We start from the raw sequence: 12,273 nt of genomic DNA, 5'->3' as shown, positions 1-12,273 counted from the left end.
CGAAGAAGCGTTACGGCAGCGCCAGCATCCGTTCCAGGGCCAGCTTCGCGAAGCTCTCGGTTTCCGTGTCGACCTGGATCTGGTTGACCAGGTTCCCCTCGGCCAGCGATTCCAGCGCCCACACCAGGTGCGGCAGGTCGATCCGGTTCATCGTCGAGCAGAAGCAGACCGTCTTGTCGAGGAAGACGACCTCCTTGTCGGGATGGGCGGCCGCCACCCGCCGCACCAGGTTCAGCTCCGTGCCGATCGCCCACTTCGAGCCGGCCGGAGCCGCCTCCAGCGTCTTGATGATGTACTCCGTGGAGCCGACGAAGTCCGCCGCCCGCACGACCTCGTGCTTGCACTCGGGGTGGACCAGGACGTTGACGTCCGGGATCCGCTTCCGTACGTCGTTGACCGAGTCCAGCGAGAAGCGGCCGTGCACCGAGCAGTGCCCGCGCCACAGGATCATCTTCGCGTCGCGCAGCTGCTCGACGGTCAGGCCGCCGTTCGGCTTGTGCGGGTTGTACAGGACGCAGTCGTCCAGCGACATGCCCATGTCCCGCACCGCGGTGTTGCGGCCCAGGTGCTGGTCCGGCAGGAACAGCACCTTCTCGCCCTGCTCGAAGGCCCAGTCCAGCGCCCGCTTGGCGTTCGACGAGGTGCAGATCGTGCCGCCGTGCTTGCCGGTGAACGCCTTGATGTCGGCGGAGGAGTTCATGTACGAGACGGGCACGGTGGCCTCGGCCACCCCTGCCTCGGTCAGCACGTCCCAGCACTCCGCGACCTGCTCGGCGGTGGCCATGTCGGCCATCGAGCACCCGGCGGCCAGGTCCGGCAGGACGACCTTCTGGTCATCGGATGTCAGGATGTCCGCGGACTCCGCCATGAAGTGCACACCGCAGAAGACGATGTACTCGGCCTCCGGCTTGGCGGCCGCGTCCTTGGCCAGCTTGAAGGAGTCACCGGTGACGTCGGCGAACTGGATGACCTCGTCACGCTGGTAGTGGTGGCCGAGGACGAAGACCTTGTCCCCGAGCTTCTCCTTGGCGGCGCGGGCGCGTTCCACCAGGTCCGGGTCGGACGGCGAGGGCAGGTCGCCGGGACACTCCACACCGCGCTCGCTCCTGGGGTCGGCCTCACGGCCGAGCAGCAGCAGGGCGAGTGGCGTCGGCTGGACGTCGAGCTCCGGGCGGGTTTGGGCGGTGGTCACGACACGCACCCCTTCTTCATCTGCAGCGGGACCTTCTCGTCTATTTGACGTTATCTATCATAACCGCTTCATGTCAGTTTGACGATGTCCATAGTGTCGATGTGACGCATTCCCCCTGCCAGTCAGGTGTGCGAGCATGAAGAACGGAAAACCAAGCGCTAGGCCCGGAATGAATCCGCGGCCCCGTCGGTTGCAGCCGACGGCAAGCAGTCCGAACAACCCGGGAGTGAAGCAGATGTCCGTTCAGGACGAGAAGACCACTGTGAGCGACGGCATCCTCCTGTCCGACGCCGCCGCGGCCAAGGTCAAGGCCCTGCTGGACCAGGAAGGCCGCGAAGACCTGGCGCTGCGCGTCGCCGTTCAGCCCGGTGGCTGCTCCGGTCTGCGTTACCAGCTCTTCTTCGACGAGCGCTCGCTCGACGGCGATGTCGTGAAGGACTTCGACGGTGTGCAGGTCGTCACCGACCGCATGAGCGCGCCCTACCTCGGCGGCGCCTCCATCGACTTCGTCGACACCATCGAGAAGCAGGGCTTCACCATCGACAACCCGAACGCCACGGGCTCCTGCGCCTGCGGCGACTCGTTCAGCTGAGTCGACTCGTCCGAGCAACAGACAGAGGCGGCGCCCCCGGTTACTGGGAGCGCCGCCTCAGTCGTACGGACGCACCTCCACGTACGCACCTACAGCCAGGCGCCGCGCGCTACTTCCGCGTCGGCGGCACCGGCTCCCCGGTCGCCCCGTTCACGACCTTCCGGTCGCCCAGCGGCTTGTCCAGGGTCACCGTCTCGGTCAGCTCCTTGGCCAGCATGATGCAGACCCGGTCCTTGCCCTTCTCCGCTTCCAGGATCTTCACGGTCACTGCCGAGGCGCTCTCGGTGGCCTGCGCCGAGTAGTCGCTGCACACCGATCCCCAGAAGGTCAGGGTCAGAGTCCGGCCGTCGACGCTGTACGACTCGATGGGCGAGCTGCGCGTCACCGGCGGGGGCGTCGAGTCCTCCGGCGCCGGGGCCGGCAGCGTGGTGGCCGGCGGGTCCGCAGTGGGGCTTGTGAGGTACTTCGGGTCCACGGCGGGATGGGTGATGGTGAACTCCGCCGCGCCGTTGTTGCCCCGGACCTCGAAGAGCCACGACGGTACGAGCGCCTGCTGCCCGTCGACCAGCTGCGCCGCGAGCCCGAAGACCGCCTTCTCGACGATCACCGTCTCCGGCTTGCCGGCACCGCCCGAGGGTTCGCACGGAGCGGCGATCTCACCCTGCGGCGTCGGCTCGTCCAGCGGTACGGGCGTCGCGCAGCCGCCGATCCCGATCGGCCCCGCGCCCTCGCCGGCCTTGTTCAGCCGGTCCAGCGCCTCGTCCGCGTCAACCACCGGGTACGTGTCACCCTTCACGGGCGTCTCCAGCTGTCCGCTGCCGCCCACCACCTGGCCGTCCGGGCCGATCTGCACCCCGGTCGTCCAGCCGTACGTCGGCAGCCCGCCGACGACCGGACTGGCGTTGACCACGCGCACCGCGCCCATCAGCTGCCGTGCGTCCAGCTTGGCGTCGTCCTGGCCCACTGCCTTCAGCACCGGAGCGGCAGCCGCCTTCGCGGCCTTCTCGCTCACCGCCGAACCCGCGTCGCCCGGCGGGACCGTCGTCGCGCCGCAGGTGTCCTTCCCCGTCACACAGTTGTCGCTGCCGCCCGCCGCGTACTTCAGGAACGTCCACGTTCCGGGCGCCTGCCGGTTCACCTGGAGCACCGGCCCCGACGAGTCCCTGACCACGCCGGCCTTCCAGACGTCGCCCTCCAGGCGCGGCTTGCCCGTCACCCCGAGCGCGGCCGCGAGCCGGGTCACCTCCGCCGCCGTGACCTCGCCCTTGGTGCGGTAGACCGATGCCGAGGCGGGCCCGTCCGGCAGCTTGCCCTCGGCGCGGTAGACGACGCCGTTCGGGTCGGGCTCGCCCGGAGCGATGTCGCCCTTCCCCGAGCCGTCCGTATGACCGCCGAGGGCGAGCGGAGGCGGGTTGCCTGCCGCGCCGGGCGCGCCGTTCCTGCCGTCATCGCCGCCGTTGCCGGCCGCGGTCGAGGCGAAGTACGCGCCACCGCCGCCGGCCAGCAGCACGGCTGCCGCGACCGAGGCGACGGCAAACGGAGAACGCCGTCGGCGGGGACCGTCGGTGGGTGTGTCGGACCGCTCGCTGCTCACCGTGTTACTCCTTCGACAGGGGACACGGCTGAGACGGAACGGGGGAGCGAGCGGTTCCCGTCCGGCGGGTCAGTCCCCCGTCCGGCCGGTCAGTCCCCCCCCGGCGGATCAGTCCCCGTACTCCGACATGGAGTCGAGCAGCCGGGCGGACGCCGGCGGCACGGTGATCCCGTGGATCTGCGACGGCCGCACCGGTGCGGGCGCGGGCTCGGCCGGGACCGCCCAGTGCGGTGCCATACGGGCGCAGTCGCCGCGCAGTTGGGCCAGGCTGAACTCAGGGGCGGGGTCCGTGACGATGTACTTCGGCATGCGGGCTGCTCCCGTATCTCGGAGATCCGCTCGCGGACCCCGTATACAGGCACCGTATGCACGACGGTCGTCACGAAAAAGACCTACTATCGGGTAGTTTTGCCAGGTCGGCGCGGGGCCCCGGACCCGGTAGCGTGAACTGTCACCTCCCCTCGACGCCACAGGAGCGCTTCGCCGTGCGAATCGCAGTCACCGGCTCCATCGCCACCGACCACCTCATGACCTTCCCCGGCCGCTTCGCCGACCAGCTGGTCGCGGACCAGCTGCACACGGTCTCCCTCTCCTTCCTCGTCGACAACCTCGACGTACGCAGGGGCGGCGTCGGCGCCAACATCTGCTTCGGCATGGGGCAGCTCGGCACCCGGCCGATCCTGGTCGGCGCCGCGGGCTCCGACTTCGACGAGTACCGCGCGTGGCTCGACCGGCACGGCGTCGACACCGCCTCGGTCCGCATCTCCGAGGTGCTGCACACCGCCCGCTTCGTGTGCACGACGGACGCCGACCACAACCAGATCGGCTCCTTCTACACCGGCGCGATGAGCGAGGCCCGGCAGATCGAGCTCCAGTCGGTCGCCGACCGGGTCGGCGGCCTCGACCTGGTACTGATCGGCGCGGACGACCCGGAGGCGATGCTCCGCCACACGGAGGAGTGCCGTACCCGCGTGATCCCCTTCGCCGCGGACTTCTCCCAGCAGATCGCCCGGATGAACGGTGACGAGATCCGCACCCTGCTGGACGGCGCGACGTACCTCTTCTCCAACGAGTACGAGAAGGGGCTCATCGAGTCCAAGACCGGCTGGACCGACGAGGAGATCCTGGCCCGCGTCGGCCACCGGGTCACCACGCTCGGCTCGCGGGGTGTGCGCATCGAGCGCGTCGGCGAGGAGCCCATCGTCGTGGGCTGCCCCGAGGAGGACGCGAAGGTCGACCCGACCGGCGTCGGCGACGCGTTCCGCGCGGGCTTCCTGTCCGGCCTCTCCTGGGGCGTCGGCCTGGAGCGCGCCGCCCAGGTCGGATGCATGCTCGCGACCCTGGTGATCGAAACGCTGGGCACCCAGGAGTACACCCTGCGCCGCGCCCACTTCATGGACCGCTTCACCAAGGCGTACGGCCACGACTCGGCCACCGAGGTACGGGCCCACCTGGCCTGAGCCCGTACCGGTCGCGTACGGGTTACGAGCGGCGGCGGACCACATAGGCAGAACCGCGGTCCGCCGGCTGCTCGCCCACGTACTCCTGACCGGTCATCTCGCACCACGCCGGAATGTCGAGCCGCGCCGCCTCGTCGTCCGACAGGACCGACACCGTCCCGCCGACCGGCACGTCGCCGATGACCTTGGCCAGTTCGATCACCGGGACCGGGCACCGCCGGCCGAGCGCGTCCACGACGAGCGAGTCCTCGGTACGTACCGAGGGCGCGGGGCCGGTGGGTGCGCCCAGCCGCTCGCGGACCCCGGCCACCGCGCCCGGCAGCACCTCCAGAAAGCGGTCGACCTCCTCGCCGGTCGTCCCGAGCGGCAGCGAGACCCGGACATTGCCCTCCGAGAGCACACCCATGGCCCGCAGCACATGGCTCGGCACCAGCGTGCTGCTGGTGCACGACGAGCCGGAGGAAACCGAGAAGCCCGCCCGGTCCAGCTCGTGCAGCAGGGTCTCCCCGTCGACATAGAGACAGGAGAAGGTGACCAGGTGCGGCAGCCGCCGCACCGGATCGCCCACCACCTCGACGTCCGGCACCAGCGCCGGCACCCGCTCCCGGATCCGGTCCACCAGCTCGCGCAGCCGCCCCGCCTCCGCCGCGGCTTCGGCTCGTACAGCACGCAGCGAGGCGGCCGCCGCCACCACCGCCGGGATGTTCTCGAAGCCGGCCGCCCGCCCCGACTCCCGTTCATCGGCCGGGTCTTGCGGTGCGAACCGCACTCCCTTGCGTACGGCCAGCAGCCCGACGCCGGCCGGTCCGCCCCATTTGTGCGCACTCGCGGCGAGCAGCGACCAGTCACCCTCCACCGGCCCCCAGGCCAGCGACTGGGCCGCGTCCACCAGCAACGGCACCCCGGCGGCCCGGCACGCTTCGGCCACGGCGGCGACCGGCTGCTCGGTGCCCACCTCGTGGTTGGCGGACTGCAGGCACGCCAGCGCGGTGTCCGCGCGCAGGGCCGCCGCGTACGCCTCGGGCGCCACCGATCCGCCCCGGTCCACCTGCACCTCGGTCAGCGTCCCGCCCGCCGCCTCGTGCGTGGCGGCCGCATGGAGTACGGAGGAGTGCTCCACGGCCGATACGACCAGATGGCCGCCCACCCGACGGCGTCCGGCCAGGGCGCCCGCGACTGCCGTATGTACGGCGCGCGTACCGGAGGACGTGAACACCAGCTCGTCGGGCCGGCACCCCACCGCCTCCGCGGCGGCCTCGCGCGCCGCGTCCAGCAGCATCCTGGCCCGCCGCCCCTCGCGATAGAGGCGGGCGGGGTCGGCCCACCCCTCGTCGAGCGAGGCCTGCAGGGCCTGCCGGGCGACCGGATGCAGCGGAGCGGAGGACGCGGTATCAAAATAAGGCACGTTGCCACGCTAACCCCGCGCGCGCCCATTGCGCCCGTGGCCTGCGGGGACGGTCAGCGGACCGTCAGGGGAGGGGGCGTCAGATGCCCCCCGGAGGCCGGTATTCCACCCCTTCGGGGTCAGTGGCGGCGCGTTGGGCACCCTCCCCGCGCGACCCCAAATAGCGTCCAGTAGGGTTTGGTCCGCATAAACATCCAAACCCCTGCCCGTGGTCAGGGCCGGCGACCGACCAAGCGAGACGGCCGCGCCGGCCGCGCGGGCGAGACTCTCGGGAAGGCGCTACGTGAGTCCCTACGGCTCCGACCGCTCGCCGCGGCGCCCGATGCGGCGGAAGCTGCTGCAGGCGCTGACTGCGGGCCTGGTCCTGGCGACCGCCACCGGTTGCACATACAAGGACTTCCCCCGCCTCGGAATGCCCACTCCGGTCACGGAGGAGGCGCCGATCATCCTCTCCCTGTGGCAGGGTTCGTGGGCGGCAGCACTCGCCACCGGCGTGCTGGTATGGGGCCTGATCCTGTGGAGTGTCTTCTTCCACCGGCGCAGCCGCACCAAGGTGGAGGTACCTCCGCAGACCCGGTACAACATGCCCATCGAGGCGCTGTACACCGTGGTCCCGCTCATCATCGTGTCGGTGCTCTTCTACTTCACCGCGCGTGACGAGTCCAAGCTCCTGAAGCTCGACAAGCCGCAGCACACCATCAACGTGGTCGGCTACCAGTGGAGCTGGGGCTTCAACTACATCGAGGACGTGGACGGCAAGGCCGACACGCCCGGGAAGCTCCCCAAGGAGCTGGCCTCCCTCCCGGACAAGTACACCAAGGACTTCCCGGCCGGCGCCGAAGGTGTCTACGCCAAGGGTGTCCCGGGCGACCGGAACCCGCAGAACGGCAACCCGGGTCCGACGCTGTGGCTGCCCAAGGGCGAGAAGGTGCGCTTCATCCTCTCGTCCAATGACGTCATCCACTCCTTCTGGGTGGTTCCCTTCCTGTTCAAGCAGGACGTCATCCCGGGCCACACCAACGTCTTCGAGGTGACTCCCAACCAGGAGGGCACCTTCATGGGCAAGTGCGCCGAGCTCTGCGGCGTCGACCACTCCCGGATGCTCTTCAACGTCAAGGTCGTCTCTCCGGAGCGCTACCAGCAGCACCTGAAGGAACTGGCCGAGAAGGGGCAGACCGGCTTCCTCCCGGCCGGCATCAAGCAGACGGACCCGGCCAGGAATGCGGAGACGAACCAACTGTGAGCATCCTCAACGAACCTCAGGGTGCCGCGGCAGCAGACGACTCGTACGAGGACGAGCTGCCGGTACGGCGCAAGCAGCCGGGAAATGTCGTCGTGAAGTGGATGACCACCACTGACCACAAGACGATCGGCACGCTCTATCTGGTCACGTCGTTCTTCTTCTTCTGCATCGGCGGCGTCATGGCTCTGGTCATGCGCGCCGAACTGGCCCGTCCCGGCACGCAGATCATGTCGAACGAGCAGTTCAACCAGGCGTTCACGATGCACGGCACGATCATGCTGCTGATGTTCGCGACGCCGCTGTTCGCCGGATTCGCGAACTGGATCATGCCGCTGCAGATCGGCGCGCCCGACGTGGCGTTCCCGCGGCTGAACATGTTCGCGTACTGGCTGTACCTCTTCGGCTCGCTCATCGCGGTGGCCGGCTTCCTCACCCCGCAGGGTGCGGCCGACTTCGGCTGGTTCGCCTACTCCCCGCTGTCGGACGCGGTCCGCTCGCCGGGCGTCGGTGCCGACATGTGGATCATGGGTCTGGCCTTCTCCGGCTTCGGCACGATCCTCGGCTCGGTCAACTTCATCACCACGATCATCTGCATGCGCGCCCCCGGCATGACGATGTTCCGGATGCCGATCTTCTGCTGGAACGTGCTGCTGACCGGTGTGCTGGTCCTGCTCGCGTTCCCGGTGCTGGCCGCCGCGCTCCTCGCGCTGGAGTCGGACCGCAAGTTCGGGTCGCACATCTTCGACGCCGGCAATGGCGGCGCGTTGCTGTGGCAGCACCTGTTCTGGTTCTTCGGCCATCCAGAGGTGTACATCATCGCGCTGCCGTTCTTCGGCATCGTCTCCGAGATCATTCCGGTCTTCTCCCGTAAGCCGATGTTCGGTTACATCGGCCTGATCGGCGCGACGATCGCGATCGCGGGCCTGTCGGTGACGGTGTGGGCGCATCACATGTACGTCACCGGTGGTGTGCTGCTGCCGTTCTTCTCCTTCATGACCTTCCTGATCGCGGTACCGACCGGTGTGAAGTTCTTCAACTGGATCGGCACCATGTGGAAGGGGTCGTTGTCCTTCGAGACACCGATGCTGTGGACGGTCGGCTTCCTGGTCACCTTCGCCTTCGGTGGGCTGACCGGCGTCATCCTGGCCTCGCCCCCGATGGACTTCCACGTGTCGGACTCGTACTTCGTGGTGGCGCACTTCCACTACGTGGTCTTCGGCACCGTCGTGTTCGCGATGTTCGCGGGCTTCCACTTCTGGTGGCCGAAGTTCACCGGCAAGATGCTCGACGAGCGCCTGGGCAAGATCACCTTCTGGACGCTGTTCATCGGCTTCCACGGGACGTTCCTGGTGCAGCACTGGCTGGGCGCCGAGGGCATGCCGCGCCGGTACGCGGACTACCTCGCGGCCGACGGCTTCACCGCGCTGAACACCATCTCCACGATCAGCTCGTTCCTGCTGGGCATGTCGGTCCTGCCCTTCATGTACAACGTCTGGAAGACGGCGAAGTACGGCAAGAAGATCGAGGTCGACGACCCGTGGGGTTATGGCCGTTCGCTCGAGTGGGCGACCTCCTGCCCGCCCCCGCGGCACAACTTCCTCACCCTGCCGCGGATCCGTTCCGAATCCCCGGCGTTCGACCTGCACTACCCGGAGATCGCTGCCCTCGACCCGCTCGAGCATGCCGGTCACGGTGCCAGCGCCATCGCTGGTGACAAGGAGGAGGGCAAGTGAAGGTCCAGGGCAAGATGTTCCTCTGGCTCGCCATCTTCATCCTCGCCATGGCGATCGTCTATGGCGTGTGGTCGAAGGAGCCGGCCGGCACCACCGCGCTCTTCCTGGCCTTCGGCCTGAGCGTCATGATCGGCTACTACCTGGCCTTCACGGCCCGGCGAGTGGACGCTCTGGCCCAGGACAACAAGGAGGCCGACGTCGCGGACGAGGCCGGTGAGCTGGGATTCTTCTCCCCGCACAGCTGGCAGCCGCTCTCGCTGGCCATCGGTGGCGCGTTCGCCTTCCTGGGCGTCGTCTTCGGCTGGTGGCTGCTGTACTTCTCGATGCCGCTCGTCTTCATCGGACTGTTCGGCTGGGTCTTCGAGTACTACCGCGGCGAGAACCAGAACCAGTAGCCGGTAAGCGGTCGCGAGTAAGCAGTAGCACCTGAGATTCACCCACGTCGGGCCCGGACACCTCGTCAAACAGGTGGCCGGGCCCCTCGTTTGCAGTCACCTGGCGCGCCGTTCCACACATGTCTTCCTAATGTGTGCTTATGAACCACTCACCGCGAATACGGACGGTTTTGAGCTGCAGCACGCTGGTCCTGTCCCTCGGGGCCGGCGCCACCGCCTGCATTGGCTCAACCGGTCATCCGCTCTCCGCCCCGCCCTACGACGCGGCCGGGCAGGTCGCCTTCAACCAGGCCGCGGGCAGCCGCCCGGTCGACCCGGACAGGCCCCTGGAGGTGACGGCCAAGGGCAAGGACGGCCGAATAACCGACGTGACCGCGATAGACAGCGCCGGCCGCCATGTGGCCGGCGAACTCTCCGCGGACGGCAGCCGCTGGCACAGCACCGCCCCGCTGGCCGCCGGGGCGCACTACACCCTCAGGGTGAGCACCGAGGACGAGGAAGGCTCCCCAGGGGTGCGGACGCTGTCGTTCGACACGACCCCGGCCAAGAAGCTCCTGAAGGTCGAATTCGGCCCCAAGGCGGGCAAGTACGGCGTCGGCCAGCCCGTCACGGCGAAACTGAGCGCGCCGGTCAAGGACAAGGCGGCCCGGGCGGTCGTCGAACGGGCCATGAGCGTCCGTTCGACACCCTCGGTCGAAGGCGCCTGGCACTGGGTGGACGACAAGACAGTGCACTTCCGCCCGAAGGAATACTGGCCCGCGAACGCCTCCATAGACGTGCGGAGCAATCTCGAGGGCATCAAGGTGGGCAAGCTCCACGGAGCCGCGGTCAAGCCGCTTCAGCTCACCACGGGTGACAGGTTCGAGGCCATCACGGACGCCGCGTCGCACCAGATGACGGTCAAGCGCAACGGCGAAGTGATCAAGACCATTCCGGTGACCACCGGCAAACCCGGCTTTTCCACCCGCAACGGCGTCAAGGTCGTACTGGGCAGGGAGTACTTCGTACGGATGCGCGGCACCAGTGTCGGCATTCCGGAAGGCAGCTCGGAGTCGTACGACCTGCCGGTCTACTACGCGACCCGGGTCACCTGGAGCGGCGAGTACGTACACGCTGCGCCCTGGTCCGTCGGCTCACAGGGGTACGCCAACGTCAGCCACGGCTGCACCGGCATGAGCACCGGCAACGCCCAGTGGTTCTTCAACACCGTGCGCGAAGGCGACATCGTCAAGGTGATCAACAGCGGCGGCGCGGAGATGGCCCCGTTCGGCAACGGCTTCGGCGACTGGAACCTGCCCTGGGGCCAGTGGCGCGAGGGCAGTTCCCTGCTGGCCGGCACACCGGAGGGGCGGACATCCGTTGACGCCGCCCGGCTCCGGCCTGCCGTCTGACAGGACCTGCCGCGCCGGGGCCTCAGGCCTCCACGGACAGCCGGCGGCGCAGCAGCGCCGCCAGCGAGTCCGCGAACTCCACCGGGTCCACCGGAAGGGTCACCGCCGCGTCCGCGCGGCTCCAGGTGGCCAGCCAGGCGTCCTGCGGGCGGCCGATGAGCAGCAGAACGGGCGGGCAATGGAAGATCTCGTCCTTGATCTGCCGGCACACGCCCATACCGCCCGCGGGAACCGCCTCCCCGTCCAGCACGCAGACGTCGACACCGCCCCGCTCCAGGGCCTTCAGTACGGCCGGCATGGTGGCGCACTCGAGGAACTCGACCGGCGGCACATCGGCGGCCGGCCTGCGTCCCGCTGCCAGCCGCACCTGTTCGCGCGTACTGGAGTCGTCGCTGTAGACCAGCACCGTGGCAGTCGCCCGCATTGTTCCTCCACGCTTCTCAATGACACAGCTTCGGGTCAGGAACCGATGCGCGGATGCTACTCCGTCCGACACCCAGTCAGCACCGGTTCGGACCGTGCTTCGATGGGCCGTTCGGGTCCGGCCGAAGCCCGCTGGCAGAGGCAGACACACCGAACGGCACCCCCCGGAGTGAGGGCGGGATAAGCGACCGACATAATGTCGGTCGTGGCGACAGCAACGACAGTAGAAACCGGGCACGCGCACCCGTCGGTCAATCGGCCGAACCTCACCAGCGTCGGAACCATCATCTGGTTGAGTTCCGAGCTGATGTTCTTCGCGGCCCTCTTCGCGATGTACTTCACCCTGCGATCGGTGACGGGTGCCGACTTCTGGAAGGCTCAGGCGGACAGCCTGAACTTCCCGTTCTCGGCGACGAACACCACGATCCTGGTGCTCTCCTCCCTCACGTGCCAGCTCGGCGTCTTCGCCGCGGAGCGCGGCGACGTGAAGAAGCTCCGCGCCTGGTTCGTGATCACCTTCGTGATGGGTGCGATCTTCATCGGCGGCCAGGTGTTCGAGTACACCGAGCTGGTCAAGCACGAGGGCCTCTCGCTCTCGTCCAACCCGTACGGCTCGGTGTTCTACCTGACCACCGGCTTCCACGGTCTGCATGTGACGGGCGGCCTGATCGCCTTCCTGCTGGTCCTCGGCCGGACGTACGCGGCCAGGAGATTCACCCACGAACAGGCCACCGCGGCCATCGTCGTGTCCTACTACTGGCACTTCGTCGATGTCGTCTGGATCGGCCTCTTCGCCACGATCTACATGATCAAGTAATCGGGCTCGCACCCGACACACATCCAGC

The 12,273-nt window shown here is 68.4% G+C and carries 12 protein-coding genes; 7 read left to right on the top strand and 5 right to left on the bottom strand.

The window, feature by feature from the left end; translation table 11 throughout:
• Nucleotides 1-10 precede the first annotated feature (10 nt).
• On the bottom strand, nt 11-1,201 hold the full coding sequence (gene nadA / locus NLX86_RS04535) for a quinolinate synthase NadA (RefSeq protein WP_254370262.1): 1,191 nt from the start codon (nt 1,199-1,201) through the stop codon (nt 11-13).
• A 226-nt stretch (nt 1,202-1,427) separates the two neighbouring features.
• On the opposite strand from nadA, the gene NLX86_RS04530 reads away from it, so the two are divergent.
• Complete coding sequence (locus tag NLX86_RS04530; RefSeq protein WP_254370261.1) at nt 1,428-1,784, top strand: iron-sulfur cluster assembly accessory protein; 357 nt, start codon at nt 1,428-1,430, stop codon at nt 1,782-1,784.
• A gap of 109 nt (nt 1,785-1,893) precedes the next feature.
• Here NLX86_RS04530 and NLX86_RS04525 read toward each other — a convergent pair whose 3' ends face one another.
• Together NLX86_RS04525 and NLX86_RS04520 are read right to left on the bottom strand one after the other, a co-directional pair.
• Nucleotides 1,894-3,378: a hypothetical protein gene (locus tag NLX86_RS04525; protein WP_254370260.1), complete on the bottom strand. Its 1,485-nt coding sequence runs from the start codon at nt 3,376-3,378 to the stop codon at nt 1,894-1,896.
• Nucleotides 3,379-3,486: 108 nt separating this feature from the next.
• On the bottom strand, nt 3,487-3,687 hold the full coding sequence (locus NLX86_RS04520) for a hypothetical protein (RefSeq protein WP_254370259.1): 201 nt from the start codon (nt 3,685-3,687) through the stop codon (nt 3,487-3,489).
• 176 nt (nt 3,688-3,863) lie between these two features.
• Here NLX86_RS04520 and NLX86_RS04515 point away from each other — a divergent pair, with 176 nt between their 5' ends.
• On the top strand, nt 3,864-4,838 hold the full coding sequence (locus NLX86_RS04515; RefSeq protein ID WP_254370258.1) for a carbohydrate kinase family protein: 975 nt from the start codon (nt 3,864-3,866) through the stop codon (nt 4,836-4,838).
• A 22-nt stretch (nt 4,839-4,860) separates the two neighbouring features.
• Here NLX86_RS04515 and NLX86_RS04510 read toward each other — a convergent pair whose 3' ends face one another.
• The gene (locus NLX86_RS04510; protein ID WP_254370257.1) at nt 4,861-6,243 is read right to left on the bottom strand and encodes a cysteine desulfurase/sulfurtransferase TusA family protein; all 1,383 of its coding nucleotides are present in this window, start codon (nt 6,241-6,243) and stop codon (nt 4,861-4,863) included.
• Between the two features lie 283 nt (nt 6,244-6,526).
• Between NLX86_RS04510 and coxB the strand changes: the two genes are divergently transcribed.
• From coxB to NLX86_RS04490, 4 genes are all read left to right on the top strand, one after another.
• Entirely contained in the window at nt 6,527-7,486 is a 960-nt protein-coding gene (gene coxB, locus NLX86_RS04505) for a cytochrome c oxidase subunit II (protein WP_254370256.1), read from the top strand.
• The gene (gene ctaD / locus NLX86_RS04500; protein WP_254370255.1) at nt 7,483-9,219 is read left to right on the top strand and encodes a cytochrome c oxidase subunit I; all 1,737 of its coding nucleotides are present in this window, start codon (nt 7,483-7,485) and stop codon (nt 9,217-9,219) included. Before coxB ends, ctaD begins: the two co-directional genes overlap by 4 nt.
• Complete coding sequence (locus NLX86_RS04495) at nt 9,216-9,614, top strand: cytochrome c oxidase subunit 4 (protein WP_254370254.1); 399 nt, start codon at nt 9,216-9,218, stop codon at nt 9,612-9,614. Before ctaD ends, NLX86_RS04495 begins: the two co-directional genes overlap by 4 nt.
• A 140-nt stretch (nt 9,615-9,754) precedes the next feature.
• The gene (locus NLX86_RS04490) at nt 9,755-11,005 is read left to right on the top strand and encodes an Ig-like domain-containing protein (RefSeq protein ID WP_254370253.1); all 1,251 of its coding nucleotides are present in this window, start codon (nt 9,755-9,757) and stop codon (nt 11,003-11,005) included.
• A gap of 22 nt (nt 11,006-11,027) precedes the next feature.
• On the opposite strand, the gene NLX86_RS04485 is transcribed toward NLX86_RS04490, so the two are convergent.
• Nucleotides 11,028-11,429, bottom strand: a complete 402-nt coding sequence (locus NLX86_RS04485; RefSeq protein WP_254370252.1) for a hypothetical protein — start codon at nt 11,427-11,429, stop codon at nt 11,028-11,030.
• Between the two features lie 195 nt (nt 11,430-11,624).
• Between NLX86_RS04485 and NLX86_RS04480 the strand changes: the two genes are divergently transcribed.
• Nucleotides 11,625-12,245: a heme-copper oxidase subunit III gene (locus NLX86_RS04480; protein WP_254370251.1), complete on the top strand. Its 621-nt coding sequence runs from the start codon at nt 11,625-11,627 to the stop codon at nt 12,243-12,245.
• Nucleotides 12,246-12,273 lie beyond the last annotated feature (28 nt).

Source organism: Streptomyces sp. A3M-1-3, assembly GCF_024213665.1.
In the GTDB taxonomy this organism is placed as follows: Bacteria; Actinomycetota; Actinomycetes; order Streptomycetales; family Streptomycetaceae; genus Streptomyces.
This window is presented reverse-complemented; position numbering and strand designations above follow the sequence as displayed.